General features: G+C 66.1%; 24 protein-coding genes. 9 read left to right on the top strand and 15 right to left on the bottom strand.

The features are described from left to right. The first annotated feature begins 6 nt into the window (after window positions 1–6). The 4 genes from ACZ1I2_RS14795 to ACZ1I2_RS14780 all read left to right on the top strand — a co-directional run bounded on the left by ACZ1I2_RS14795 (window position 7) and on the right by ACZ1I2_RS14780 (window position 2,567). Window positions 7–771, top strand: coding sequence for an MBL fold metallo-hydrolase (locus ACZ1I2_RS14795; RefSeq protein WP_465173379.1), 765 nt, complete (start codon window positions 7–9; stop codon window positions 769–771). After that, on the top strand, window positions 768–974 hold the full coding sequence (locus ACZ1I2_RS14790; RefSeq protein WP_465173380.1) for a hypothetical protein: 207 nt from the start codon (window positions 768–770) through the stop codon (window positions 972–974). Before ACZ1I2_RS14795 ends, ACZ1I2_RS14790 begins: the two co-directional genes overlap by 4 nt. A gap of 151 nt (window positions 975–1,125) precedes the next feature. Further along, a complete protein-coding gene (mazG, locus tag ACZ1I2_RS14785; RefSeq protein WP_465181665.1) occupies window positions 1,126–1,845 on the top strand; it encodes a nucleoside triphosphate pyrophosphohydrolase in 720 nt (239 codons plus the stop codon). Window positions 1,846–1,937: 92 nt separating this feature from the next. Beyond that, window positions 1,938–2,567, top strand: a complete 630-nt coding sequence (locus tag ACZ1I2_RS14780; RefSeq protein WP_465173382.1) for a hypothetical protein — start codon at window positions 1,938–1,940, stop codon at window positions 2,565–2,567. A 29-nt stretch (window positions 2,568–2,596) separates the two neighbouring features. Here ACZ1I2_RS14780 and hflX read toward each other — a convergent pair whose 3' ends face one another. The 7 genes from hflX to dusB all read right to left on the bottom strand — a co-directional run bounded on the left by hflX (window position 2,597) and on the right by dusB (window position 11,677). Continuing rightward, window positions 2,597–3,889 (bottom strand): GTPase HflX, encoded by a 1,293-nt coding sequence (gene hflX, locus ACZ1I2_RS14775; RefSeq protein ID WP_465176735.1) that lies wholly within the window; start codon window positions 3,887–3,889, stop codon window positions 2,597–2,599. Beyond that, a complete protein-coding gene (hfq, locus tag ACZ1I2_RS14770; protein WP_443025211.1) occupies window positions 3,886–4,377 on the bottom strand; it encodes an RNA chaperone Hfq in 492 nt (163 codons plus the stop codon). Before hfq ends, hflX begins: the two co-directional genes overlap by 4 nt. 118 nt (window positions 4,378–4,495) lie before the next feature. Next, complete coding sequence (gene ntrX / locus ACZ1I2_RS14765) at window positions 4,496–5,869, bottom strand: nitrogen assimilation response regulator NtrX (RefSeq protein WP_465173384.1); 1,374 nt, start codon at window positions 5,867–5,869, stop codon at window positions 4,496–4,498. 3 nt (window positions 5,870–5,872) lie between these two features. Continuing rightward, complete coding sequence (locus ACZ1I2_RS14760) at window positions 5,873–8,089, bottom strand: sensor histidine kinase (protein WP_465177136.1); 2,217 nt, start codon at window positions 8,087–8,089, stop codon at window positions 5,873–5,875. 52 nt (window positions 8,090–8,141) lie between these two features. Further along, a complete protein-coding gene (gene ntrC / locus ACZ1I2_RS14755) occupies window positions 8,142–9,596 on the bottom strand; it encodes a nitrogen regulation protein NR(I) (RefSeq protein WP_465176736.1) in 1,455 nt (484 codons plus the stop codon). Between the two features lie 10 nt (window positions 9,597–9,606). Continuing rightward, a complete protein-coding gene (locus ACZ1I2_RS14750) occupies window positions 9,607–10,671 on the bottom strand; it encodes a two-component system sensor histidine kinase NtrB (protein ID WP_465176737.1) in 1,065 nt (354 codons plus the stop codon). A 4-nt stretch (window positions 10,672–10,675) separates the two neighbouring features. Further along, complete coding sequence (dusB, locus tag ACZ1I2_RS14745; RefSeq protein ID WP_465176738.1) at window positions 10,676–11,677, bottom strand: tRNA dihydrouridine synthase DusB; 1,002 nt, start codon at window positions 11,675–11,677, stop codon at window positions 10,676–10,678. Window positions 11,678–11,763: 86 nt separating this feature from the next. Here dusB and ACZ1I2_RS14740 point away from each other — a divergent pair, with 86 nt between their 5' ends. Both ACZ1I2_RS14740 and ACZ1I2_RS14735 read left to right on the top strand, forming a co-directional pair. Next, window positions 11,764–12,918: a bifunctional 2-C-methyl-D-erythritol 4-phosphate cytidylyltransferase/2-C-methyl-D-erythritol 2,4-cyclodiphosphate synthase gene (locus tag ACZ1I2_RS14740; RefSeq protein WP_465176739.1), complete on the top strand. Its 1,155-nt coding sequence runs from the start codon at window positions 11,764–11,766 to the stop codon at window positions 12,916–12,918. Window positions 12,919–12,920: 2 nt separating this feature from the next. Beyond that, window positions 12,921–13,436, top strand: a complete 516-nt coding sequence (locus tag ACZ1I2_RS14735) for a CinA family protein (protein ID WP_465177137.1) — start codon at window positions 12,921–12,923, stop codon at window positions 13,434–13,436. Here the strand turns inward: ACZ1I2_RS14735 and ACZ1I2_RS14730 are convergent. Together ACZ1I2_RS14730 and lipA are read right to left on the bottom strand one after the other, a co-directional pair. Then, window positions 13,382–13,855 carry a type II toxin-antitoxin system RatA family toxin gene (locus ACZ1I2_RS14730; RefSeq protein WP_465176740.1) on the bottom strand — a complete coding sequence of 158 codons (474 nt, stop codon included), beginning with the start codon at window positions 13,853–13,855 and terminating at the stop codon, window positions 13,382–13,384. The two genes, ACZ1I2_RS14735 and ACZ1I2_RS14730, sit on opposite strands and share 55 nt — an antisense overlap. Beyond that, window positions 13,855–14,790, bottom strand: a complete 936-nt coding sequence (gene lipA, locus ACZ1I2_RS14725; RefSeq protein WP_465173393.1) for a lipoyl synthase — start codon at window positions 14,788–14,790, stop codon at window positions 13,855–13,857. The genes ACZ1I2_RS14730 and lipA overlap by 1 nt, the downstream gene beginning before the upstream one ends. Before the next feature lie 65 nt (window positions 14,791–14,855). Here lipA and ACZ1I2_RS14720 point away from each other — a divergent pair, with 65 nt between their 5' ends. Continuing rightward, a complete protein-coding gene (locus ACZ1I2_RS14720) occupies window positions 14,856–15,485 on the top strand; it encodes a carbonic anhydrase (protein ID WP_465176741.1) in 630 nt (209 codons plus the stop codon). A 13-nt stretch (window positions 15,486–15,498) separates the two neighbouring features. On the opposite strand, the gene ACZ1I2_RS14715 is transcribed toward ACZ1I2_RS14720, so the two are convergent. Beyond that, complete coding sequence (locus ACZ1I2_RS14715) at window positions 15,499–16,275, bottom strand: polyphosphate kinase 2 family protein (protein WP_465176742.1); 777 nt, start codon at window positions 16,273–16,275, stop codon at window positions 15,499–15,501. Between the two features lie 87 nt (window positions 16,276–16,362). Then, window positions 16,363–18,183 carry an aspartate--tRNA ligase gene (aspS, locus tag ACZ1I2_RS14710; RefSeq protein WP_465173396.1) on the bottom strand — a complete coding sequence of 607 codons (1,821 nt, stop codon included), beginning with the start codon at window positions 18,181–18,183 and terminating at the stop codon, window positions 16,363–16,365. A 103-nt stretch (window positions 18,184–18,286) separates the two neighbouring features. Between aspS and rnd the strand changes: the two genes are divergently transcribed. Then, window positions 18,287–19,465 carry a ribonuclease D gene (gene rnd / locus ACZ1I2_RS14705; protein WP_465176743.1) on the top strand — a complete coding sequence of 393 codons (1,179 nt, stop codon included), beginning with the start codon at window positions 18,287–18,289 and terminating at the stop codon, window positions 19,463–19,465. Then, window positions 19,462–19,749 carry an I78 family peptidase inhibitor gene (locus tag ACZ1I2_RS14700; RefSeq protein WP_465176744.1) on the top strand — a complete coding sequence of 96 codons (288 nt, stop codon included), beginning with the start codon at window positions 19,462–19,464 and terminating at the stop codon, window positions 19,747–19,749. Before rnd ends, ACZ1I2_RS14700 begins: the two co-directional genes overlap by 4 nt. Window positions 19,750–19,766: 17 nt before the next feature. On the opposite strand, the gene ACZ1I2_RS14695 is transcribed toward ACZ1I2_RS14700, so the two are convergent. Genes ACZ1I2_RS14695 through ACZ1I2_RS14680 form a run of 4 tightly spaced genes read right to left on the bottom strand, consistent with a single transcriptional unit; the run spans window position 19,767 to window position 25,334 of the window. Next, the gene (locus ACZ1I2_RS14695) at window positions 19,767–21,263 is read right to left on the bottom strand and encodes a Ppx/GppA phosphatase family protein (RefSeq protein WP_465173398.1); all 1,497 of its coding nucleotides are present in this window, start codon (window positions 21,261–21,263) and stop codon (window positions 19,767–19,769) included. 5 nt (window positions 21,264–21,268) lie between these two features. Continuing rightward, entirely contained in the window at window positions 21,269–23,446 is a 2,178-nt protein-coding gene (locus ACZ1I2_RS14690) for an RNA degradosome polyphosphate kinase (RefSeq protein ID WP_465173399.1), read from the bottom strand. Further along, window positions 23,443–24,078, bottom strand: a complete 636-nt coding sequence (locus tag ACZ1I2_RS14685; RefSeq protein WP_465176745.1) for an HdaA/DnaA family protein — start codon at window positions 24,076–24,078, stop codon at window positions 23,443–23,445. Before ACZ1I2_RS14685 ends, ACZ1I2_RS14690 begins: the two co-directional genes overlap by 4 nt. Beyond that, complete coding sequence (locus ACZ1I2_RS14680) at window positions 24,075–25,334, bottom strand: heavy-metal-associated domain-containing protein (protein WP_465173401.1); 1,260 nt, start codon at window positions 25,332–25,334, stop codon at window positions 24,075–24,077. Before ACZ1I2_RS14680 ends, ACZ1I2_RS14685 begins: the two co-directional genes overlap by 4 nt. Window positions 25,335–25,629 lie beyond the last annotated feature (295 nt).

Below are 25,629 nucleotides of genomic sequence, written 5' to 3'. Positions count from 1 at the left end.
AGGGGCGTGAAGGTCCGGATCCTCGGATCCGGCACCTCGTCTGGGGTGCCGCGAATCGGCAATGACTGGGGCGCCTGCGATCCGGCTGAGCCGCGCAACCGGCGGTCGCGGGCCTCGATCCTGGTCGAAACCGACACCACCCGGATCCTGATCGATACGAGCCCGGACATGCGCGAGCAGCTGCTCGCGGCCAATGTCTCGACGGTCGATGCGGTCATCTGGACTCACGACCATGCCGATCATTGCCACGGCGTCGATGATCTGCGGCAAGTCTATCACGCGATGGGCCATCCGGTGCGCGGGCTGGCGCGGCCCGCGACCTGGGACGCGCTGGTCCAGCGCTTCGCTTATGCGTTCCTCGGGCATGACGAGTATCCGCCGACCGTCGCGATGGAGGCGCTGCCCGATGCGATCACCATCGGCGACATCACCGTGCGGGTGACCGACCAGCCGCACGGGACGATCCTGTCGGCGGGTCTGCGTTTCGACACGGCCGCGGGATCGATCGGATACGCCACCGATTTCAATATCATGACCGACGATATGCGGACACTCTATGAGGGCCTGGACGTGTGGATCGTCGATGCGCTGCGCTATCGGCCGCACCCGACTCATCCCGATGTGCCGACCGTGCTTGGGTGGATCGAGGAACTGCAGCCGCGCCGGGCCGCGTTCATCCATATGGATCAGTCGATGGACTATGCGACCTTGCGCGCCGCGCTTCCGGCCGGGGTTGAACCGGGGTATGACGGCATGGAGGTGATGCCGTGACCGACCAGTCCGCCGATGTGATCTATTATCTGCTGATCCTGCTGCTGCCGCTGTCCGCGCTGATGGCGCGTCGGCTGCCGATCGGCGACGTGTTCAAGATGGCGCTGGCCTGGGTCGCGATCTTCGGCGTCGCGTTCCTTCTGGTGGTGCTGTGGCAGCAAGCGATGGGCACCGGGGCCGCGATTGGCGGTCTGTTCGGCTGATGAGGCACCGTGAGGGGGCTATTTTGATCCTGTCTGAATTTAACATAATGTGTATTATCGAACTAGCGGATATGGCCGGGGCAGGACTCCCCCGTCCGTGAGCCGTCCTTCCGATATCGGCCCTTCCAACATCGAGCGTCTCGTGGCGATCATGGAGCGGCTGCGCGATCCGGAGCATGGCTGCGACTGGGATGTCGCGCAGGATTTCTCCACGATCGCGCCGTACACGATCGAGGAAGCCTATGAAGTCGCCGACGCGATCGCGCGTGGCGACATGGCCGACCTCAAGGACGAGCTTGGCGACCTGCTGTTCCAGGTCGTGTTCCACAGCCGCATGGCCGAGGAAGCCGGGCTGTTCGCTTTGCCTGACGTCGTGGCGTCGATCAGCGACAAGATGGAACGCCGGCACCCGCATGTCGTCGGCGACAGCGGTGGCGGCCATGAGCAGCATTGGGAGCGGCTGAAGGCGGTCGAGCGCGCAGCCAAGGGCGATGCCGGCGCGCTGGACGGCGTCGCGGTCGGCTTGCCCGCCTTGCTCCGCGCCGAGAAGCTGCAGAAGCGCGCGGCGCGCACCGGGTTCGACTGGCCCGATCCATCGGGCGCGCGGGCCAAGATCGACGAGGAGATCGCCGAGATCGAAGCAGCCTCTTCCGCCGAGCGCGAGGAAGAGATTGGCGACCTGCTGTTCGCGGTGGTGAACTGGTCCCGGCATCTCGGCGTCGACCCCGAGGCGGCGTTGCGGTTGGCGAACGCTAAGTTCGAGCGGCGTTTCAAGGCGATGGAGGCTGAGGCCGGCGATGCGTTTGCCGGGCTGGATCTGGAGGCCAAGGAAGAGCTTTGGGTGTCGGCGAAGCGCGCGGAGAAATCATGAGGCGTTACGCAAACGCGGCCTCAATCACACTTGACCGTGCGAACATAATGTGAACATCTTGGGCGACTGAGTAGTTCCAGGGGTTTGGCAGGGTGAAAACCGTTATTCGTCCCGTTAGAATTTTTGGCTACTTGGCCTTTGCTTTCCTGGCCTTGGGTTCAGCTAGCCAGTCACAGGCAAAGAGGGGATGTGGCATCTACCCCGATGAGGCTTATGAGAACTTTCCGGAAATAGGGTGGTCCGCTTGCCGCCTGAAGCATCAAGGGCAGCGGCCGCTATGGCGAGATTTTGCTGGAAAGCATAAGCGGGTCATGCGCTTCGTGTTTACCGAAGGCCATAGCGCTTTCTACCGATACGTCTTCATTACGGAAAATCTCGACGGCACAGGCGACATCAGAACAGGCGGCACCAATCGCCGCACCGAAAACAGGTGGGACCCTATTCCAGTCCGCCGTTCTTCCCTATCCGAGAAGCAAATGGCGGATCTGAATATGCTGGTCGCACAGGCTAAACTCTGGGAATTTTCCATGGAGTCTTGGGACGACCCAGACGAGATAGTTTCTCATTGTCAGTTACTTGAAATGGAAATGGCTACGGGCAAGGACTATCGCTACTCATCGGTATTTATTGGGTGCAATCAACCAACGAAATTGATGCCGGTTGTGGACGAGGTCGCTCGCTTAGGAGGTTTGACGAAAATTGACCCGCAGCGTTACCGCTAATCGTCAGTCGATTGGCGCGGCGCGCCGAATCAATCGTTGCGCTGGTTGAAGCGTTCGAAGTCGCGTTCCGCCATGCGGACTTCGTAAACCGCGCTGTCGTCTTCGATTTCCTGCGAGATCACCTCGCCATGCTGGTGCAGCCAGGCAGCCCCCGCCCCGTCGGATGCCGCCAGCTCGATGCGGTAGCGGCGATGGGCCTGAGTCAGCAGCGCGGCGACCTTGTCGATCAGGGTGTCGACCCCTTCCCCGGTCATGGCCGAGAGCGCCACGACGTCGGCGCGGTGCTCCGCCTCCCCCACCCGTTCGGTGCGCTCGTCTTCGTCGAGCAGGTCGAGCTTGTTCCACGCTTCGATCCGCGGCGTGGTGATGGCCACGCCGATTTCGGTCAGCACCGCTTCGACATCGGCCTTTTGGGCGGCGCTGTCGGGATGCGCGATGTCGCGGACATGGATCAGCAGGTCGGCCGAGATCACTTCCTCGAGCGTCGCCTTGAACGCGGCGACGAGCTGAGTCGGCAGTTCGGAGACGAAGCCCACCGTGTCCGACAGGATCGCCTTGTCGATCCCGGGCAGCGAGATCTGGCGCAGGGTCGGGTCGAGCGTGGCGAAAAGCAGGTCTTCCGCCATGACGTCAGCGCCCGTCAGCCGATTGAAAAGCGTCGATTTCCCGGCATTGGTATAGCCGACCAGCGCGATCACCGGCCAGGGCGCGCGCTGGCGCCGGTCGCGGTGCAGGCCGCGCGTGCGCGTGACCTGGTCGAGTTCCTTGCGCAGCCGCGCCATGCGGTCGCGGATCAGGCGGCGATCCGACTCGATCTGGGTTTCGCCCGGGCCGCCGAGAAAGCCGAAGCCGCCGCGCTGGCGTTCGAGGTGAGTCCAGCTGCGCACGAGGCGGCCGGCCTGGTAGTCGAGATGCGCGAGTTCGACCTGCAGCCTCCCCTCGGCGGTCGCGGCGCGTTCGCCGAAGATCTCGAGGATCAGGCCGGTGCGGTCGATGACCTTGGCTTCGAGCGCCTTTTCCAGATTGCGCTGCTGGATCGGCGTGAGTGGCGCGTCGAACACGACGAGCCCCGCCTCTTCCATGCGGATCGTCGCGGCGAGCTGTTCGACCTGGCCCGACCCGATCAGGGTCGCGGGTTTGGCCTGGCGGACGCGGAAAGCGACCTTTTCCGCCACGACCACACCGATCGCCTCGGCGAGACCGGCAGTCTCCTCAAGGCGCGCGGCGGCGTCGCGCGAGGATACGCCATGCTCGGGATAGACCACGACGGCCCGCGCACCCCGCGCGAACTCGTCGCGATCACGTTCGAAACCTGTGGTCAATCGTCTTCCGAACCTGCTGTTTCATCAGCCAAATTCAACGGATGCGCCGGCTGGATGGTCGACACCGCATGCTTGTAGACGAGCTGCGACATGCCATCGCGCTGGAGCAGCATGCAGAACAGATCGAACGCGGCGATCTGGCCCTGCAGCATGACGCCATTGACCAGGAACATGGTGACATTGTCGTCGGACTTGCGGACTGCGTTCAGGAAGATCTCCTGAAGCAGCGGCGCCTTTTTCTGCGCTTCGCCCACCGCATTGACGATCGCCGCCACATCGACCGTGGCCGAGGGCATGATCGTCGAGATGGCGTGCTTGTAGATCAGCTGCGACTGGCCGTCGCGGCGGAGCAGCACCGAGAAATTGTCGAACCAGGTCACGATGCCCTGGAGTTTCACGCCCTTGACGAGGAACATCGTCACCGGGGTTTTCGAACGCCGCAGGGCGTTGAGGAACAGGTCTTGCAGCGAAGTCTGCTTGTCGGCCATCGGTCGATCCTTTGTTCTTGGCGGGTGGTTTTCCCGCGATGCGCCGGGTTCCCGGCGTCGGATGCGCGCTCCCTGAGCGCGGTAGGACCAATCTAGGGACGAAGGCCGCTTTCGTCCACTACTCGTCGCGCGTTTCCGTGATCCCGAGCAGCTTCAATTTGCGGTGGAGGGCGGAACGCTCCATCCCGATGAAGCTCGCGGTGCGGGAGATGTTGCCGGAGAAACGGCGGATCTGGATGCGGAGATATTCGCGTTCGAACGTCTCGCGCGCCTCGCGCAGCGGGGAGCCCATGATCGCATTGGTGCTGCCGCCCATCTCGCCGGGATCGCCGAGCACTTCGGCGGGCAACAGGTCGAGATCGATCCGGCCGATCCGGTCGCCGGGCGCCATGATGACGGTCCGCTCGACCACGTTGCGGAGCTGGCGGACATTACCGGGCCACTCATAGCTCTGCAGTGCGACCATGGCGTCAGGCGCGATCTCCGGCGTCGGCACGCGGCGTTCCGAGGCGTAGTGCGCGATGAAATGCGCGACCAGCGCGGGAATATCCTCGCGCCGCTCGGCAAGGCCCGGGATCAGCACCGGCACGACGTTGAGCCGGTAATAGAGATCCTCGCGGAACCGGCCCTCGGCAATTTCATGCGTGAGGTCGCGCGCCGTCGCCGAGACGACGCGGACATCGACCTTCACGACTCGCTGGCCGCCGACGCGGGTGAAGCTCTGGTCGGTCAGCACGCGCAGGATGCGCGCCTGAGTCGCGATCGGCATGTCGGCGATCTCGTCGAGGAACAGGGTGCCGCCATGCGCCTGTTCGAGCAGGCCGGAACGGACGAGTTGCCCCCCCTCCTCTACCCCGAACAACTCTTCCTCGACTCGCTCCGGCGTCATGCGCGCCGCGCTGACGATGACGAAGGGCGCGCCGGCGCGCTGGCTCCAGCCATGGAGCAGGCGCGCCGCAACTTCCTTGCCCACGCCGGCCGCGCCCATCACCAGCACGCGGCTGCCGGTCGAGGCGACGCGTTTCAGCGTGGCGCGCACGCCGTTGATCGCGGCCGAGCTGCCGGTGAGATCGTTATTGGCGCCGACCGAGGCGCGTAGCGACGCCACTTCGCGCCGCAACCGCTCGGTCTCGGTCGCTCGGGCGACCATCAGCAACAGGCGCTCGGCCTCGAACGGCTTTTCAATGAAATCGGCGGCACCGCGCCGGATCGCCGCGACGGCGGTGTCGAGATTGCCATGGCCGGAAATGACCAGCACCGGAATCGACGGATCGCGGCGCTTCAACTCGTCGAGCAGTTCGAGCCCGTCGAGGCGCGAGCCCTGAAGCCAGACGTCGAGCAGCACCAGCGAGGGGCGCCGGGCGGAGATTGCTTCGAGCGCGGCATCGCTGTCCGCCGCGCCGCGGGTTTCATAGCCCTCGTCTTCCAGGACCCCCGCCACCAGTTCGCGGATGTCGTGCTCGTCGTCGACGATGAGGATGTCGAGTGCCATGATTCAGGTCCGATTTCGCGTGAGTTCAGGAGTGCGGCGGTCTTCCTCCTCGGCCGTGTCACGGCCCCCCGTATCCATTGCCGCCAGCAATGCCGTGTCGAAGATCATCATGACCACCGTGCCGCCCCCCTCGCGGTCGGTGAAGCCGATCGTGCCGCAATGTTCCTCGACGATCTTCTTGACGATCGCGAGGCCGAGGCCGGTGCCGCGGGCGCGGGTCGTCACATAGGGTTCGACCAGGCGCTCGCGCGCCGCAGGCAGGCCGACACCGTCATCGGCGACCGACACGATCACCGCATTGTCCTTCTGGGCGAGCGTCATGGTGATGGCGCCTTCTTCCCCCTCCCCGCGCGCGTCGATCGCCTCGACGGCGTTCTTGACGATGTTGGTGAAGGCCTGGCCGATCTGGCGGCGATCGCACACCAGCATTGGCCCGGTATCCTCGTGCACCAGGTCGAAGCGAATCGAAGGATGCGCGACCTCGTGCAGGAACAAGGTCTGCCGCGCGATATCGAGCAGCGATTCGTCGTGGAAGGTCGGCTTGGGCATACGCGCGAAGGACGAGAATTCGTCGACCATCCGCCGGAGATCGCCGACCTGGCGGACGATCGTCTCGGTCAGGCGGGTGAAGGTGCCGTCGTCGTTCGGCAGCTGCTTGTTGTAGCGGCGCTGGAGCCGCTCTGCGGCGAGCTGGATCGGCGTCAAGGGGTTCTTGATCTCGTGCGCGATGCGGCGGGCGACATCCGCCCAGGCGGCGCGGCGCTGGTCGAGCAACTGGCCAGTGATGTCGTCGAAGGTCAGGATCGGCCCTTCATCCGCGCGCGCGATCTTCACCGCGAGCGTGCGAGCCTCGCCCTCGACATCCACTTCGACGATCGATTCGCGTGACTCGCCGCGAATGAGCGCGTCGAGCTCGGGCGAGATCGCAGCGAGCGGGCGGCCCACGAGATCCTCATCGCCGGTATGGAGCAGCATCGCGGCCGAGCGGTTGATCAGGCGGATCGTGCCGTCGCCGGCGATCGAAATGACGCCGGCGGTGACGCCCGACATCACTGCCTCGATCAGCGCGCGCCGGCTTTCGAGCGCGCCGGTCTGTTCCTCGAGGCGTCCCGTCATCTGGTTGAAGGCAGTGCCGAGCGTGCCGACCTCGTCATCGGTCTTGGGCATCGGGACGCGTGCCGTCAGATCGCCGGTCGCGACGCGGTGCGCCGCGGCGACAAGCTCGCCGACCGGGCGGACCAGACGATCGGCGACTTCCAGCGCGATCCACACCGCCACACCGACGATCAGCAGGGAGATCAACAGCAGGGCTGCGTTGAACCTGAGCTGCAGCGACCGCGACCGAGTCTGAAGCGTCCGATAATCGGTCAGGATCGTCTGGCCGCGTTTGAGCTGATTGCTGAGCTGGGGATCGAAGATGCGGGCCGCGTACAGGTACGTATCGTCGCCATAAGCGAGCTTCACCACCGCTGCTGCACGGTCCTTGCTCTGCAGGATCACGCTCGGCGCGCCGGCGTTGATCCTGGCCACGATCTGCGGCGTGATGACCTTGTCGAGCGGCCGATCGTACAGGTTGACCATCGCGAGCACACGCGTCTGGCCATCCGAGCCGACTCTCGCGATCACTGCCTCGGACAAGTTGCGGCGATAGACCTGATAGCCGTAATATTGGGAGAAACGCTTCTCATCCAGCGGGTTGGCGCCCAGATAATCGGCCAGGTCGCCGCTCATCGTCGTCGTTTCGTTGCTGACCCGGTTGAGTTCCGCGCGATAGTTTTCCTGCGCCAGGGTCGACGCGTTTTCGAGCATGCCGCGAGCCCGGTCAGAGAACCAGAATTCGACGCCATATTGGAACAGCAGCGACGCGAACACGACCACCAGCAGCGTCGGCACCGCGGCGATCACCGAAAACAGCGCAACGAGCCTGACGTGCAGCCGCCCCTTGCCGCCGATCGGCGACCGGGCGGCGCGGCGCATCGCGATGCGCCGTCCGAGCAGGACGAGCAGGGCAACACCCGGCAGCAGGTTCGACACCAGCAGCAAGGCAACGAGCGACGGCGTGAGCAAGGTCGGGGAATTCGCCCCGCCGCTGATGACGAAATAACTGATGGTGGCGATCACGGCCGCGCCGGCCAGCACCAGCAATTCGACGAACGGCGTCACGCTGAAGCGCAAACCCAGCGGTTTCTTGATTTTCGCGGGAGCCGCGTCGGCCGTCATCGTGTCTTCAATACAACATTTTGTTGCAAGGAAAACACACAAACCGCACGGGTCAACCCGTATCGCTACCGCCCGATCGCCCAGCATCGGGATCGATGCCCAAGGTATCGAGGCGTTTGCGCAAGGTATTCCGGTTGATTCCGAGCGCGCGGGCAGCCCGCAACTGGTTCTGGCCGTGGCGAGCGAGCAGCGCCTCGATCAGCGGGCGTTCGACCTCGCCGATGATGCGATCGTAGAGGCTGCCGTCGTCGAGCGCCGCCGGTTCCTCTCGCGCGAGCCGTTCGAGTCGGGCGTGGATCGCCGCTTCGATGCCCGGATCGCCGGGCATGGCCGGCTGCGAAGAGGATGACGCGCCGATCATCGCCCGCACCTCGTCCGCGCCGATCCGTTCGTCGCGGCTCAGCACGGCGATGCGACGCATGATATTCTCCAGCTCTCGGACATTGCCGGGCCAGTCATAGCTTTCGAGCGACGTGATGGCCGCCGCATCGAGCTGCTTGCGCGGCAGGCCGCCCTCCGCAGCGCGATCGAGGAAATGGCGCGCGAGCAACGCGATGTCCTGACGCCGGGCGCGGAGCGCCGGGAGACTGACCGGCACGACGTTGAGGCGGTAGAACAGATCCTCGCGGAACAGGCCGGTCGCGACGAGCTGGGCAAGATCGCGATTGGTCGCGGCGACGATGCGCACATCGGCGCGGATCGTGCGTGCGCCGCCGACGGTGGTGAACTCGCCCGACTGAAGCACGCGGAGCAGCCGGGTCTGGGCTTCCATCGGCATGTCGCCGATTTCGTCGAGGAAGAGTGTGCCCCCTTCCGCCTGCTCGAATCGGCCGGCGGAGCGCGCCTGGGCCCCGGTAAAGGCGCCGCGTTCGTGGCCGAACAGCTCGGCCTCGATCAGCTCGCGCGGGATCGCCGCCATGTTTAGCGCGACGAAAGGCGAGCGTCGGCGCGGGCCAAGATCGTGGATAGCGCGGGCCACGAGTTCCTTGCCGGTGCCCGATTCGCCCGAGATCAGCACGGTCAGGTCGTTCGAGACGACGCGCGCGATGATCCGGTAGACATCCTGCATCGCCGGGGAGCGGCCGATCAGCGGGAGCGCCGAATCGACCTCGTCCTGGCCTTCCTCCGGCGCGCCGGGGCCTCGGGCGAGAGCCCCCTGGACTGCCCGGGCGAGCACATCGAGATCGAACGGCTTGGGGAGATAGTCGTAAGCCCCGACCTCCGTCGCGCGCACGGCGGTGGTCAGGGTATTGCGGGCGGAAAAGACAATAACCGGCAGGCCGGGATAGTCGGCCGTCAGCCGCTCGACGCGGTCGAGGCCATTGCCGTCAGGCAGAACGACGTCAGTGATCAGCACGTCGGGCAGCCCCGCCGCGAGCTGTACGTCCAGTTCGGCCAGGCTCGCCGCGGTGGTGACGCGGTGGCCGTCACGGCGCAGCGCCTGTGCAACGACGGTACGGATCGCCGAATCGTCGTCGACGACCAGGATGGTGCCCTGGTTCTTCATGCGGTGCTCTTCACGTTGATCCTCGGGGCAGCAGGATGCGGAACACCGACTGGGGCGGCGATCCTTCCCGGGCATATTGCACGATCCCGCCCATGTCGCGCACCAGCTTGTCGACCAGCGCAAGGCCAAGCCCCTGCCCCTCGGGCTTTCCCGAAACGAACGGGTCGAACAGATGGTCGGCAATGTCCTCGGGCGCGCCGGGGCCATTGTCGATCACGCAGATCTCGATCGGCAGCGGCTGGCGCGGCCGGCCCGGTGCCGGGCTGACCGCCATGCCGTGACGATAGGCAGTGGCAAGCGTGATGCGCGCATCCGCCTGTTCGGACATCGCCTCGGTCGCGTTCTTGATGAGATTGAGCACGACCTGGAGAATAGCGTCGCGGTCCGTCAACACCGGTGGCAGCGACGGATCGAAGCGTTCGTCGATCGTCACATGCCGGGCGAACCCGGCCAGCGCGACGCGGCGGGCGTGATCGAGCAGCGGATAGATATTCTCGGGGTTGAGGCTCAGCGGGCGGGTATCTGTGAAGTCCTGCATCCGGTCGATCAGCGCGGCGATCCGGTCGACCTCGGTGGTGATGAGCGTGGTCAGTTCCTCGGTGCCGTCGCCATCGCCGGCGATGAGCTGGGCCGCGCCGCGAATGCCGGAGAGCGGGTTCTTGATCTCGTGCGCGAGCATCGCCGCTGCGCCGATCGCTGCGCGCGCCGCCGACGCGCGATCGACCGACTGGCCCATCCGCCGCGAGGTGGCGCCATGATGCAGCGTGATGGACCGCCACCCGGCATGATCGGGCACCCTCGCCTCGATATAGTCGACCATGATCCGGCCGCTACGCGCGACCTCGATTTCGGCATCGAAAGCGGAAAAGCCCTGATTGTCGCGTCGGCTCGGCTCGCCCGGCGGCGTCAGCACGCTGTCGAGCGGCTGGCCGCGCATCGCGCGCTCGGACAGGTTGAGCAGGGCCTCGCATTCAGCATTGGCGAAGGCGACCCGCCCCTCCGGATCAATCACCATGACGGCGACCGGTAGGGCGGCGAAGAGAGCGGCGAAGCTCGGCCCCGCCTTTTCGGTCATGACGTCACGCCGCCGCGCGGCTGCGCCACGGCGCGTAGAATTCGGCGAGCATCGCCTGGACGGTCGTGGGATCGGGAATCTGGTTCACGCGATTGCGGAACTCGGCCGAGCCGTGCAGGCCCTTGGTGTACCAGCCGATATGCTTGCGCGCCATATTGACGCCGACCTCATTACCATAATGCGAGAGCATCGCATCATAATGCTCGGTAATCAGGTCATATTGCTGCTCGATCGTCGGATCGGCGATGCGCCGGCCGGTGGCGAACCATTCCATCACCTGCGCAAGCAGCCAGGGGCGGCCATAAGCACCGCGGCCGATCATCACGCCGTCCGCGCCGGATTGTTCGAGCGCCGTCTCGGCATCCTCGATCGAGCAGATATCGCCATTGGCGATGACCGGGATCGACACGGCATCCTTCACCCGGCGGATAAACGCCCAGTCGGCGGTGTCGCGGTACATCTGGTTGCGCGTACGGCCGTGCACCGTGACCATCTTGGCGCCGAGGTCCTGAGCGATCTTCGCCAGGCCCGGCGCGTTGAGGCTCGAATGATCCCAGCCCATGCGCATCTTGACCGTCACCGGCACGCTGACGGCGTCGACCGTCGCGCGGATGATCGCGCCGGCATTGTCGAGATCGCGCATCAGCGCCGAGCCCGCATCGCCGCTGGTTACCTTGCGCACCGGGCAGCCCATGTTGATGTCGATGATCGCGGCGCCGCGATCCTCGCTGAGCTTGGCCGCCTCCCCCATCTCGTGCGGCGTGCAGCCGACGAGCTGCATCGACACGGGTTCCTCGACCGGGTCCCAGGCCGCCTTTTGCAGCGACTGGCGGGTCTCGCGGATCGCGGCCTGGCTCGCGACCATCTCGGTCACGTTGAGGCCCGAGCCGAAGCGCCGCACGACCGTGCGGAACGGCATGTCGGTGACGCCCGTCATCGGCGCGAGAATCACGGGGCGCTCGATCCGGACGGGTCCGATCTGGATGGGGGCGAGGGTCTGAGTCATGTGCCTGAAAAACGGGCAGCCTATAGGGGAGGATGGCGGCGGCGGCAAGGCTGGCGGTCGCCGGCCGCTTGGGCTAGGCGAGCGCGATGACGCAAGGGGGCACCGTAGCGCTGATCGTCGCCGCCGGGCAGGGTGTGCGGAGCGGGGGCAATGTGCCCAAGCAGTTCGCCACGCTCGCCGGCAAGCCGATGATCGCGCATAGCTATGCGGCGTTGGCCGCCCATCCCGATATCTCGCGGGTGATCGTGGCGATCGGGCCGGGACAGGAAGAAGCGCTGGCGGCGGCACTGGGCGATGTCGACCATGTACCGGGCGGCGCGACTCGACGCGCATCGGTTCGTGCCGGGCTGGAGGCCCTGGCCCACGGCAAGCCCGATCGCGTGCTGGTTCATGATGCGGCGCGCCCGTTCCTGAGCGGCGCGTTGATCGACCGGCTGCTTGCCGCGCTCGACTCGCAGGAGGGCGCCATCCCTGCCCTGCCCGTTGCCGATACGCTGGCGCGCGGTGGGGAGACCCTGGGCGAGATCGTGCCGCGCGAAGGCATGTACCGCGTGCAGACACCCCAGGCCTTTCGTTTCGATGCAATATTTGCCGCGCACAAGGCGTGGCGGGGCGAGGAACCGACCGACGATGCCCAGATGCTGCGCGCCTCGGGCGGCACGGTCGCGATCGTCGAGGGGGACATGATGCTGGAGAAGATCACCTATCCGGCCGACTTCGCCGCCGCCGAGGCGCGCCATGCCGCCGGCATGCGGGTGCGCAGCGCGACCGGCTTCGACGTGCACCGGCTGGTCGAAGGCGAGGAGCTGTGGCTGGGGGGCGTGCTGATCCCGCACGACAAGGGCCTTTCCGGGCACAGCGACGCCGATGTCGCGCTCCATGCCATCACCGACGCCCTGCTCGGCACCATCGGTGATGGGGATATCGGCATGCATTTCCCGCCGAGCGATCCGAAATGGCGCGGGGCGGATTCGGCGCAGTTCCTGGAACATGCCGCATCATTGGTCGGAGCGCAGGGCGGCATCATCGACTTTATCGACCTGACCCTGATCTGCGAGGCGCCCAAGATCGGGCCGCACCGCGAGGCGATGCGCGCCCGAATCGCGGCACTGTTGCGGCTCAAGCCGAATCAGGTCAGCGTGAAGGCGACGACGACCGAGCGGCTCGGCTTTGCCGGTCGCGGCGAGGGCATCGCCGCGCAGGCGATCGCCACCATTCGGATAGCAGGGGATTGGGCATGAGCATGGACACCATCCTCCCCGCCGAGCTGGTCGCCGCCGCGCAACGCGTGGTGGACGCCAACAAGGCGATCGGGCGCCATATCTCGGTCGCGGAAAGCTGCACCGGCGGGCTGGTCTCGGCCGCGCTGACCGAAATCCCCGGATCGTCCGAAATCTTCGAAAGCGGCTTCGTCACCTATTCGAACGATGCCAAGATCAGCATGCTGAAGGTGAGTTCCGACGTGATCGAAACCTTTGGCGCGGTCTCGATCGCGACGGCGTGGAGCATGGCGCAGGGTGCGCTCGAAAAGAGCGGCGCCGATGTCGCGGTGGCGATCACCGGCGTGGCGGGTCCAGGCGGCGGAACGGAGAAGAAGCCGGTCGGCACCGTGGTGTTCGCGCGGGCGGAAAAAGGCGGCGATCCGGGGCATGTCGTCGCGGATCGCAAGGATTTCGGCGATCTCGGGCGCGGCGGTATCCGGCTTCAGGCGGCCCTGTGCGCGCTCGAACTGCTGCTCCCGGCGTCCGAAGCGCCGTAGAGCTTTGTCGCGCGTTCCTCGAACGCGCCGATCATCTTGCGCAGCGCGGCGCCGAACACCTGCCCGGCCAGCATCTCGAATACGCGATTCTTGAAGGCAAAATCGACGCTGAAATCGATCTCGCTACCATCGGCATGCGCGCGGAACACCCAGTCGTTGCGCAGATATTTGAGTGGGCCGTCGAGATAATCGACATGGATGCGATCGGGCCGGGTCTTGGCGACCTTGGAGGTGAAGGTCTCGCGCAGGCCCTTGAAGCCGACGATCAGGTCAGCGACCATTTCCGTATCGCTGTTCGATCGGATACGAACGGCGGTGACCCAGGGCAGGAACTGCGCATAGCTGCCGACATCGGCGACGAGATCGAACATCTGCTCGCGCGAATAGGGAAGCCGGCGGGTTTCCGAGTGACGCGGCATCAGCCCTTCGAGAGCCCCTTCGAAAGCTGAGCCTCGCGCGCGGCACGCATCTTCGCGAAATCGTCGCCGGCATGATAGCTCGACCGGGTCAGCGGCGAGGCGGCGACCAGCAGGAAGCCCTTGGCGCGGGCGATCGCGGCATAGGCGTCGAACGCCTGGGGCGTGACGAAATCAAGCACCTTGGCGTGGCGCGGGGTCGGCTGGAGATACTGGCCCATGGTGAGAAAATCGATGTCGGCCGAGCGCATGTCGTCCATCACCTGATGGACTTCGAGCCGCTCCTCGCCAAGGCCCACCATCACACCCGACTTGGTGAAGATCGAGGGGTCGTGGCGCTTGACCGATTCGAGCAGGCGCAGCGAGGCATAATAGCGCGCGCCCGGGCGGATCGTCGGATAAAGCCGGGGGACGGTTTCGAGATTGTGATTGTAGACGTCGGGGCCGGCCTCGACGATCGACTCGACCGCGGCCTGCGCCTTGTTGCGGAAATCGGGGGTCAGGATTTCGATCGTGGTCTTGGGCGTGGTGCGGCGGAGCGCCTGAATCACCTTCACGAACTGCGACGCGCCGCCATCGGGCAGGTCGTCGCGGTCGACCGAGGTGATGACGATATGTTCGAGGCCGAGCTCGGCGGCGGCATCGGCGGTATGCTGCGGTTCGAGCGCGTCGACCGCGCGCGGCATGCCGGTCTTCACGTTGCAGAAGGCACAGGCCCGGGTGCAGGTGTCGCCGAGGATCATCACGGTCGCGTGCTTCTTGGTCCAGCACTCGCCGATATTCGGGCAGGCCGCTTCCTCGCACACCGTGTTCAGGTTGAGACGGCGCATCATCGCCTTGGTCTCGGCAAAACCGGTGCTGGTCGGAGCCTTGACCCTGATCCAGTCGGGCTTGCGCTGGCGCGGTGCCGGCGCGGCGAGCGGTGTCATCTCGTTCATGAGCGCCAGATAGCGATTGCGGGGCCCCCTTGCCACCCCTTGTTGGGAGTGCAAATGGAGGCGCCATGACCGGCTTTTCCGACCTGCTCGACGGCTATCAGCGATTTCGTGGCACCGGGTGGGCGCATCAGCGCGGCCGATGGGCCGAGCTGGGCCAGGGCCAGAACCCGAGCGTCATGGTGATCGCCTGCTCCGACAGCCGAGTCGACCCGGCGCAGATCTTCGATACCTCGCCGGGCGAGATTTTCGTCGTGCGCAACATCGCCAACCTCGTGCCGCCGTTCGAACTGGGCGGCGGACGGCACGGCGTGTCGGCAGCGCTCGAATTCGCGGTGACTCAGCTGGAAGTGTCCGAGGTCGTGGTGCTCGGCCACGGATCGTGCGGCGGCGTCGAAGCGGCGCTGTCGCAGCGCTTCGTCGGCAAGCCGGCGGGTGACGGCGGATTCATCGCGCACTGGGTCGACATGCTCGACGATGCCCGTGACCGGATCATCGCTGAATATGGCGTCGGACCGGAAGCGACGCGGGCGATGGAGCTGGAAACGGTGCGGGTCAGCATCGCCAATCTGCGTACCTTTCCCTGCATCCCGGAACGCGAATCGGCAGGGACCCTCACCCTGCGCGGCGCCTATTTCGCGATCGCGGACGGCGTGCTGCACCTGATGGACCAGGACGGTAATTTCGCACCGGCCTAGACGGAGGGCAGCGTTACTTTAGCCCAAGGGCCTTGCGCGCCAGCTTCTCTACCTCCGGATCGAGCGGCGGGGCGTCCATCGGCACATTCGCCTCCAGCCGGTCAGCGATGACGGTCAAAGCGGCGATGCGAGCGGCTTTCTTGTTGTTGCCGTCGATCGCATGCCAAGGCGCCCAGCGCGTATCGGTGCGGCGGAACATCTCGGCCATCGCGTCGAGATAGTCGCCGCGCTTGTCGCGGTTGCGATAATCCTCCAGCCCGGTCTTCCAGCGCTTCCAAGGATGTTCGAGCCGGCCCTTGAGCCGCTCGTCCTGTTCCGCCTGCGTGACGTGGATGAACAGCTTGACGATCGTCGTGCCCGAATCGCCCTGCTGCGCCTCGAATTCGTTGATCTCGTCATAGCCGCGGCGCCATTCCGCTTCCTTGGCGAAGCCCTCGACCCGCTCGACGAGGACGCGGCCGTACCAGCTGCGATCGAACACGGCGATATTGCCGTTGCCGGGCAGCTTCTCCCAGAAGCGCCAGAGGAAATGACGGGCGAGCTCGTCAGGCGATGGCGCCTTGATCGGCCAGACCTGGAAGTTGCGCGGATCCCATTCCGTGGTGAGCCGCTGGATGATGCCCCCCTTCCCCGCCGCATCCCAGCCTTCGAGCAGGATCAGCGCGCGGCGCTTGTGGACGATATGCGCGACCTGGATATGGGCGAGCCGCTCCTGCAGCTTCGCCAGATCGTCGTCATAGTCGCCCTTGTATTTGGCGCCGGCTTCGTAATCCGAGAGGTTGATCGTCATCCGGCATCCCTATCCGTTCGTGTCGCGCGAAGCGAGAGAGGCTTCTCGACCTCGCTCGAAGCGAACGGACGGGATGGTGGTTCCCGATTATTCGGGGCGTACCGCCTCGACCGCGGGCTTGGCCGTCGCGACCTCGATCGTGCGGATGTTGAGTTCGCGCAGCTGCTTTTCCGTGGCGAAGTTGGGCGCGCCCATCATCAGATCCTCGGCCTTTTGCGTCATCGGGAAGACGATGACTTCACGGATGTTCGGTTCGTCGGCGAGCAGCATCACGATGCGGTCGACGCCCGGCGCCGAGCCGCCATGCGGCGGGGCGCCGCACTTGAAGGCGTTGATCATGCCGGCGAAATTGGTGTCGACATCGGCGCGGGTATAGCCGGCGATCTCGAACGCCTTGTACATGATCTCCGGCTTGTGGTTCCGGATCGCGCCGGACGACAGCTCCACGCCGTTGCAGACGATGTCGTACTGGTAGGCGAGGATATCGAGCGGATCCTTCGTCTCCAGTGCTTCCATCTCGCCCTGCGGCATCGAGAAGGGGTTGTGACTGAAATCGACCTTCTTCGCGTCCTCGTCATATTCGAACATCGGGAAGTCGACGATCCAGCAGAATTCGAAGCGGTTCTGGTCGATCAGGCCGAGCTGGTCGGCGACGCGGGTGCGCGCGAGCCCGGCGAGCTTGGCGGCCTGGCCTTCCTTGCCGGCGGCGAAGAACACGCCGTCATCGGGGCCGAGGCCGAGCGCCTCGGCGATCCTCGCCATGCCTTCTTCGCCGTGATTGTTGGCGATCGGGCCGCCGAACACGCCGGCCTTGCGCGTGGCATAGCCGAGGCCGGCAAAGCCTTCGCTCTGTGCCCAGCTGTTCATGTCGTCGAAGAATTTGCGGCTCTTGTCGGCGGTGCCGGGTGCCGGGATGGCCCGGACGACATCGCCCGCCTCGACGATCCCAGCGAAGCGGCCGAAGCCTGAGCCCTTGAAGTGATCAGACACGTCCGAAATGAGGATCGGGTTGCGCAGATCCGGCTTGTCGCTGCCATATTTCAGCATCGATTCGCGGTAGGGGATGCGCCTGAACGGCAGCGCCGAGACGGTGCGGCCCTTGCCCTGCCAGTCAGCGAATTCCTCGAACACGCCGTGCAGCACCGGCTCGATCGCGGCGAACACATCGTCCTGGGTGACGTAGCTCATCTCGAAATCGAGCTGGTAGAATTCGCCAGGCGAGCGGTCAGCGCGGGCATCCTCGTCGCGGAAGCAGGGCGCGATCTGGAAATAGCGGTCGAAGCCGGCGACCATCAGCAGCTGCTTGAACATCTGCGGCGCCTGGGGAAGCGCGTAGAATTTGCCCGGATGGACGCGCGATGGGACGAGATAATCGCGCGCGCCCTCGGGGCTGGACGCGGTCAGGATCGGGGTCTGGAATTCAGTGAAGCCCTGGCCGATCATGCGCTGGCGCAGCGAAGTGATGACCTGGCTGCGCAGCATGATGTTGGCGTGAAGCCGCTCGCGACGCAGATCCAGGAAGCGATAGCGGAGGCGAATCTCCTCGGGATATTCATTCTCGCTCGCGACCGGCATCGGCAGGTCATGGGCTACCGACTGGACCACCGCCGCGGACGCGCGGACCTCGATCGCGCCGGTGGCGAGGTTGGGGTTCACTGCTTCGGCAGCGCGTGCGACGACGATGCCGGTGATGGTGACGACCGACTCATTCTTGAGCGACTCGATCACGTCGAAGACCGGGCCGCTCACGTCAGTGACGATCTGGGTGATGCCGTAATGATCGCGCAGATCGACGAATACCAGATCGCCATGGTCGCGCTTCTTGTGGACCCAGCCGGAAACGCGGACTTCCTGCCCGACCTGTTCGGGGCGCAGCTCGGCGCAATGATGGGTGCGATAGGCGTGCATGATCTGTCTTTTCGAACGAGTGGATGCCGATGGGCGTGAAACCGCGCGCTTCCCCGTCATACGCCGCTTTGTCAAGGCGGCGACACATGTCTATGGCGTCACGATGCATATCCATCCGCTAATCACCGACAGCGCGACGCTCGCCAATCTCTGCACCCGACTCGGCCAGGCCGACTTCGTCTGCGTCGATACCGAGTTCATGCGCGAGAACACCTTCTGGCCGGAGCTCTGCCTCATCCAGATCGCCGATGTGAACGAGGCGGCGGCGATCGACCCGATGGCGCCGGGACTCGACATGACGCCGCTGCTCGAGCTGATGGTCAATAACGAGGACGTGCTGAAGGTCTTCCATGCCGGCGGGCAGGATCTCGAGATCATCTACAATCTGACCGGCAAGACGCCGCACCCGTTGTTCGACACGCAGGTCGCGGCGATGGCGCTGGGGCAAGGCGAGCAGGTGGGTTATTCCAACCTGGTCGATGCCTATCTCGGCATCCAGGTCGACAAGGGCGCGCGCTTCACGGACTGGAGCCGGCGGCCGCTCGATGCACGGCAGATCGAATATGCGATCGGCGACGTTACCCATCTTGCGAAAATCTTCCCCAAGATGCTCGAGCGGCTGCGCCGGACCGGGCGCGGGGCCTGGCTCGACCAGGAGATGGAGCGGCTCGGCGATCCGAAAAACTATGCCAACGACCCGGACGAGGCGTGGAAGCGCGTGCGCATCGCGGGGCGCAAGCCCGATGTGCTCGGCCGGCTGAAGGCGCTGGCGCGGTGGCGCGAGCTGGAAGCGCGCAGCAAGGACCTGCCGCGCGGCCGAATCGTCAAGGACGAGACGCTCGCCGACCTGGCCGGCCATGCGCCGCGCAAGCAAGCCGATCTGGCCAAGGTGCGCGGCCTCTCGGCGACCTGGGCCGGCAACGATATCGGCGCGCGGCTGATGGCGGCGCTGGAGGCGGCGACGCCGATGAGCGCGGACGAGATGCCCGCGCGCGACGATCGCAAGCCGGGGCTCGGCAAGGACGGCGCGCTGGTCGCCGACCTGCTCAAGCTGCTGCTCAAGATCCGTTCCAAGGAAATCGACGTCGCGGCGCGGCTGCTGGCGCGGAGCGAGGATCTCGAGGCGCTCGCGGCGGGCCAGCGCGAGGGGATTTCGATCCTCGAAGGCTGGCGCTTCGATCAGTTCGGCCGGGATGCGCTCGATCTCGTCGAAGGACGGCTTGCCTTTGCCGTGGTCAACGGCAAGCTGAAGATGACTCGCACGGAGGATGTGGAGGCATGAGAGTCCTCGTTCTGCTCGCCGCGCTGACGGCCTGCGCGCCGGTGCCGCCGGCGGAGACGCCCGCCGAGACGCCCGCGCCAGCCAGTTGTGCCGCCGGGGCCGCGAACGGTCTGGTCGGCAAGCCCTATGCGGCCGATGCCGTCGAACAGGCACGAATCGCATCCGGATCGAGAACGGTGCGCGTGATCCGGCCGGGCACTGCGGTGACGATGGATTTCCGGGTCGACCGGTTGAACGTCGATCTCGACGAGAAGGATGTCGTCACCCGCGTTCATTGTGGCTGATTGGGGCGGCTGAGACCTCAGGCGGTAACGATCGGTTTCCTGCCGAGCGCGGTGCAGAGCGCCGCGTGGCGTCGTTCCACCGCCTCGCCATACAGCGCGAGGTCGTCCGGGGTGACGTGAAGCGTCACGATCTCGCCATCGTCGGTGAGACGCGAGCGGCGCAGTGGACCAGCAAGGCCCCCGCTGAGTCGCTGGCCCAGCCGCATCGCGAGACCCCAGCTGATCGCGCGTTTCAGGTCGTCGGCCGGCGCGAGCGACTCCAGCGGCACCGGAATGTCGGTGCCGCCGCCAAGGCTGGTGAACAGCGCCTGGGCGACGATGGCGCGACCGCGCGCGTCGATCGCCACCCAATTACCGTGCAACGCGATCTCGACGCCGCGTTCGGCGCGGAACTCGGGATTGGCACGCCAGCCGACATCGGCAAGCAGGCAAGCGGTGAGCCGCAACCTGGCCTGCGCCAGCGTGTCGCGGGCGAAGAGAGGAGCAATCCAGTGGTCGAGCAGATCGCCATGCTCAGCGAAACGGCCGTGGCGCTGCCCCTCGTCGCGTGCGGCGACGATCAGCGGGTCCTGCGCGCGGACCGGAGCGTCCAGCGCGCCGTAGAGCAAGCCTTCACGCAGGCCGAAGGCGGAGACGATCGTGGTTTCGGCCTGGAGATGCTTGAGCAGCACCGCGAGCAGCGCGGCGGCATCGCCCAGCGTCGCCGCGCGGCCCGAGGAGAGGCCGGGAATGGCACGCAGCCAGCTTTTCGGGACATGGCTGATCGTGCGGCCCATGCGCGCGACCGCGGGCAATGTCATCGAATATTGGTGGATCACCGGCAGCGGATAATTGTTGAGGTGCATGTCGAGCCGCGCCAGCGCGCGCCATGATCCACCGACGAGATAGAGCGGCAGCCCCCTGCCCCGCCCAAGCCAGCCGGCGGCCTTGAGCGACTTGAACAGCTGTCGCTCGAGCGCGCCCTGTCCCTTCGCCCGCATCGCACCGATGCGCAGCACGCCGAAGGGGAAGGACACGCGGTCACGCACCCTGCCGCCCGAAACGCGGACCAGTTCCAGCGAGCCGCCGCCGAGATCGCCGACGATGCCGTCGGCATCGGGAATGGCGGACAGCACGCCGTGCCCGGCGGCGGTCGCTTCCTGCTCGCCCGAGAGCAATTCGACCTGCAACCCCAGTTCACGCGCCGTATCGAGCAGTTCCTGGCCGTTGGACGCATCGCGGACCGCCGCCGTGGCCACGGTGCGGAGCCGGGTCACCTCCATTTCGCGCGCGACGGCAGCGAAACGGGCCAGCGCCTCGCTTGCCACCTCGAGCGCGGGTTCGGCGATCGCACCCGTCTCGGCCAGGCCGCGACCGAGGCCGGCCATCACCTTTTCGTTGAACAGGATCGCGGGCAGCCGCTCGGGCCCCTGATACACGACGAGACGAATCGAGTTCGACCCGATGTCGATGATGCCGGTGCGCGGTTCCCCGGCCGTTTCGGCCCGGGGCTTGCGGAAAAGAAGGGTGGCCACGCCCCCTAACGCCTGCGGCTCAACGAAAGTTTCGGGACAGCGTCGCTGGCCGACAGCGCGGCACCGCGCCCGGACAGCGACGGATTGGTCATGAAATAGCGATGCAGGTTGAATGGCCGGTCGCCCGGCTCCGCCCGCACATAGCTGCCGTCCGCCTGGAGCTCCCAGCTCTGCTCGTTGTCGATCAGGTTGGCGACCATGACCTGGTCGAGGATCTGGTCGTGCACCGTCGGATTCTCGATCGGCAGCATATATTCGACGCGGCGGTCGAAATTGCGCGGCATCCAGTCGGCCGAGGAGATGAAGATCTTCGCGCCGTCATTGGGCAACGCCTTGCCGTTGCCGAATGCCCAGATGCGGCTGTGCTCGAGAAAGCGCCCGATCACCGATTTCACCCGGATATTCTCGGACAGGCCCGGCACGCCCGGCCTCAGACAGCAGATGCCGCGAATGATCAGGTCGATCCGCACGCCTGCGGCGCTGGCCTCATAGAGTTTCTCGATCACGGCAGGATCGACCACCGAGTTCATCTTGGCCCAGATCGCGCCGGGCTTGCCGGCCCTGGCGAAGTCGATCTCGGTGTCGATCAACCCCATCAGCCGCGGCCGCATGTCGCGCGGCGAGAGGCTGACCAGCGCCATGTCGTGCGGCTCGACATAGCCGGTGACGTAATTGAACATCTGCGCGGCATCGCGCCCGATGCGAGGATCGGCCGTGAAGAAGCTGAGATCGGTATAAATTTTCGCCGTAACCGGATGATAATTGCCGGTGCCGAAGTGGCAATAGGTGCGAAACTGCCCCGATTCGCGCCGGACGACCATCGAGACCTTGGCGTGAGTCTTCCACTCCATGAAACCATAGACGACCTGCACGCCCGCACGTTCGAGCGCCGAGGCCCAGAGAAGGTTCTGCTCCTCGTCGAAACGGGCCTTGAGCTCGACAACTGCGGTGACCGACTTGCCGGCCTCGGCCGCCGCGATCAGCGCGTTGATCACCGCGGGCTGCTTGCCGGCGCGGTAGAGCGTCTGCTTGATCGCCACCACGTCCGGGTCGGCCGCTGCCTGGCGCAGGAACGCCAGCACCACGTCGAAGGTCTCGTACGGGTGATGGACGACGATGTCCTTGGCGCGGATCGCCGCGAAGCAATCGCCGTTGAACTCGCGGATCCGCTCCGGGAAACGCGGGCTGTAGGGCGGGAATTTCAGGTCGGGGCGATCCTCGTCGACGATCGATTCCAGGTCGCCGACACCGAGGAACGCGCCGCTCTCGGTGACGAACGCATCCGCGCCGCCCAGCTCGTCGCGCAGGGCCTTGGACAAGCCTTCGGGCATGCCGCTTTCCAGCTCGAGCCGGATCACTCGGCCGCGGCGGCGGCGCTTGATCGCGTTGGCGAAGTAGCGGACGAGATCCTCCGCCTCTTCCTCGATCTCGATATCACTGTCGCGCAGCACGCGGAATTCGGCTCCGCCCTCGACCCGGTAACCCGGGAAGACCAGCGACGAGAATCGCTTCACCAACGATTCGACCGCGACGTACCGTGCCGTTTCGCCCGGCAGCCGGATGAACCGCGCCATCGGCGCCGGCAGCATGACCAGTTCCCGAATCGGCTCGTTATCCGACAGGCGGACCAGATCGAACATCACCGCCAGACCCTTGTTGGGCATGAACGGGAAAGGATGCGCGGGATCGAGCGCCTGGGGCGTCAGGATGGGGAAGATCTGCTCGCGGAAATGGGTTTCCAGCCAGGTCAGTTCCTCGGGCGTGACCGCCGCATCGATGGTCTTGGAGCCGAGCACGACGATGCCGGTCGCGGCCAGTTCGTGCCGCAGATCCCGCCAGACCGAGCGCTGGCTCTCCACCAGCTCATCGGCCTCGGCCACGATCGCCGCGAGTTGCTGGCGCGAAGACATGCCGTCGACCGAAAGCCGGTCGACGTCCTGGAGCTGCTGCCCCTTCAGGCCGGCGACACGGACCATGAAGAACTCGTCGAGATTCGAGCCCGAGATGGACAGGAAGCGCACGCGCTCCAGCAGCGGATGCGCCGGATTGCACGCTTCCTCCAGCACGCGCCGGTTGAAGGCCAGCCAGGAAAGCTCGCGATTGAAGTAGCGTTCGCTGCCCTCGCCGCTGACGAAGGGGTCATCGTCATCGTCCAGACGCACGATATGGGCGGGCCGTGTCATAGGTTCTCGATCGGTAATTCGGGTGCGCGACCGGCGATCAGCCCCGCTTCACTCAATGTGGCCCGCGCGAGCGGAATCGACAAGCGTTTGTGGCGCGCGAGGACCGCCTGATCGAGGATATCGACGGTGCGCAGGAGGGCGACATGGCTGCGCTCGACCCGATGAATCAGCCATTGGATCAGGTCGGGACGCGCATCCAGGCCGCGCCGGAGGAACTGTCGCTCGAACAGGGCCTGCATCAACGCTTCGTCGGGCGGACCGATTCGCGCGCTCGGGCTCGCGGTGAGGCGCGAGCGAAGATCCGGCAGCTTGATCGTCCATTCCGGCGGCGGCGCGTCGGCGACGATGACCAGCGGATGCCGGGTCTCCTGCGCGCGATTCCAGGCGTGGAAGATCGCCGCCTCGCTCTGCCGCTCGGCATCGTCGATGATCTCGCCGCCGCTCTTCGCGGCGAAGATTCGCGCAAGCAGGCTTCGCCCCGATTTGCGGGGCCCACTGAGCACCACCGCCATCACCGGCCAGGTGCTCCAACGTTCGAGCTGCTGCACGGCACGGGCATTCGAGTCGCTGACGAGGAATTCGTCGTCGCGCGGGTCCGGCGGCCAATCAAATGGCAGCGCGATCTGGCTCATCCCTCGGTCGCGTTTTCCGGTGGCGGTGCGGCGGCGCCACCTTGAGACGGGGTGCCGGCACGGCGAATCCGCAATGTCGTGCCGCTGCCCTGTACGGTCCACCCCCGAGCTTCGAGCAATGGCCGCAGCGCCGCCGGATCGCCATCGAAGCTGACCCGAATCACGGACACGCCACCGAGCGCGAGGCTGGTGGTGAGCGCTGACCGCACGCCCGGAATGCCACGCAACGCGGCCTCGGTCGCCGAGACGGACGCGGCCCCGGGCGTGTCGACCTGAACGCTGATCGCGGCGCCAGTGGTGACCTGCAGCGCGTCGGTCGCCTCCACCGGCGCCTCTCCGGGGGCTTCGTCCTCGACGACTGCCTCGGGCTCGGGCGGGCGGCTGGAAAGCCCGGAGTCAGTGCGGAGCACACCACTCCGCAGCGCCGCCTGATAGGCCTCGTCGAGCCGTTTCACGCCGGCGTCGAGCAGCACCGGGAGCGCGTCGCCATTGCCGACGCGCAGGGTGAAACGCGCGATGATGTGATTGTCAGGGCCGTGCCGCGCTTCGAACACGCCGATGATCGGGCCGCCAGGCCATTGGCGGGAGAGCCGGACCACGGGCACCAGGATGTCGGATGCGCCATATTGATCGAGGATCGTACGCCACCAGATGCGGCTCGGCCGCCCGGTCTGCCCTGCGTTGAGCAGAAGCGAATCGGGGCCGGAACCGGCGGGGCGGACATAGTCGATCGCGCTGTTGCCGGTGCGGTAGCGGCTCCACGCTTCCTGCCACTGCGTCTTCTGCTCGAAGGCCTGCCCCGCCCCACCCGACCACTCGATCGGAATGGTGAGCATCGGCGCCGAGCGTGCCGTTTGCCCGGCGACGCCGAGCAGCGCGCCAGCGCGCGCGCGGCTGAACAGCACGCCCAGCCGCGCGACGTAGCGATTGGGGCCGATCTGCTCATTCTCGACCACGATGCCCGACACCATCGCGTCGAGCGTGCTGTCGGAGACGAGGCTGCCATCCCCGCCGAGACGCTGCGAGAGCATCTGCCACCCCTTGCGCTGGGCGAGGCGCCATCCGCCGGTGCGCGCCGCTTCCGCGGTCTTGGCGGTCACGTCGACGGTGACGCCGCCAACCTCATAGCTGCCCGATCCATCGCCCGCCGATACGGCGGGGCTGCCATCTTCATCACCCTGTGCCGCGACGATTCCGCCAGTGACGGCGATCAGCAGGGCGACCGGGAGCAGGCGGACAAGGCGACGGGCAGTCATTGCGGGCCCTTTTGGCGAAGCAGGCGTGGAAATCCAAGCAGGATATGGCAAAGGGTCCGCATTCAATATTCGCAACAGCCGCGACGGAGCGGATTTTGGCGTGAGGCTAGGAGCAAGGAGGGAGCGATGGATTTCCATCGTGACCGACGCGCGACGCCGCGTCACGCCAAAAGCCGCCCGCCCCGAAGGGGTCGCCCGGAGAGGCGCGCCGGACTGCGTCGCGCGGCTTGGACGGGCTGCCCGGCCCGCCCTGCGCCACGCTCCTTGCCAGCGCCCCTCTCCGGGCGATCGCGAC

This window comes from Sphingomonas sp. BL-S-29, from assembly GCF_055521495.1.
This window is presented reverse-complemented; position numbering and strand designations above follow the sequence as displayed.

Coding starts and splice junctions, on each gene's coding strand:
- ACZ1I2_RS14735 (WP_465177137.1), top strand. CDS start 12,921: ATGGACACCATCCTCCCCGCCGAGCTGGTCGCCGCCGCGCAACGCGTG.
- lipA (WP_465173393.1), bottom strand. CDS start 14,790: ATGAACGAGATGACACCGCTCGCCGCGCCGGCACCGCGCCAGCGCAAG.
- hfq (WP_443025211.1), bottom strand. CDS start 4,377: ATGGCCGACAAGCAGACTTCGCTGCAAGACCTGTTCCTCAACGCCCTG.
- ACZ1I2_RS14740 (WP_465176739.1), top strand. CDS start 11,764: ATGACGCAAGGGGGCACCGTAGCGCTGATCGTCGCCGCCGGGCAGGGT.
- ACZ1I2_RS14720 (WP_465176741.1), top strand. CDS start 14,856: ATGACCGGCTTTTCCGACCTGCTCGACGGCTATCAGCGATTTCGTGGC.
- dusB (WP_465176738.1), bottom strand. CDS start 11,677: ATGACTCAGACCCTCGCCCCCATCCAGATCGGACCCGTCCGGATCGAG.
- ACZ1I2_RS14760 (WP_465177136.1), bottom strand. CDS start 8,089: ATGACGGCCGACGCGGCTCCCGCGAAAATCAAGAAACCGCTGGGTTTG.
- ntrC (WP_465176736.1), bottom strand. CDS start 9,596: ATGAAGAACCAGGGCACCATCCTGGTCGTCGACGACGATTCGGCGATC.
- ACZ1I2_RS14730 (WP_465176740.1), bottom strand. CDS start 13,855: ATGCCGCGTCACTCGGAAACCCGCCGGCTTCCCTATTCGCGCGAGCAG.
- ACZ1I2_RS14700 (WP_465176744.1), top strand. CDS start 19,462: ATGAGAGTCCTCGTTCTGCTCGCCGCGCTGACGGCCTGCGCGCCGGTG.
- rnd (WP_465176743.1), top strand. CDS start 18,287: ATGCATATCCATCCGCTAATCACCGACAGCGCGACGCTCGCCAATCTC.
- ACZ1I2_RS14685 (WP_465176745.1), bottom strand. CDS start 24,078: ATGAGCCAGATCGCGCTGCCATTTGATTGGCCGCCGGACCCGCGCGAC.
- ACZ1I2_RS14680 (WP_465173401.1), bottom strand. CDS start 25,334: ATGACTGCCCGTCGCCTTGTCCGCCTGCTCCCGGTCGCCCTGCTGATC.
- ACZ1I2_RS14690 (WP_465173399.1), bottom strand. CDS start 23,446: ATGACACGGCCCGCCCATATCGTGCGTCTGGACGATGACGATGACCCC.
- ACZ1I2_RS14750 (WP_465176737.1), bottom strand. CDS start 10,671: ATGACCGAAAAGGCGGGGCCGAGCTTCGCCGCTCTCTTCGCCGCCCTA.
- aspS (WP_465173396.1), bottom strand. CDS start 18,183: ATGCACGCCTATCGCACCCATCATTGCGCCGAGCTGCGCCCCGAACAG.
- mazG (WP_465181665.1), top strand. CDS start 1,126: ATGGAGCGGCTGCGCGATCCGGAGCATGGCTGCGACTGGGATGTCGCG.
- ACZ1I2_RS14715 (WP_465176742.1), bottom strand. CDS start 16,275: ATGACGATCAACCTCTCGGATTACGAAGCCGGCGCCAAATACAAGGGC.
- ntrX (WP_465173384.1), bottom strand. CDS start 5,869: ATGGCACTCGACATCCTCATCGTCGACGACGAGCACGACATCCGCGAA.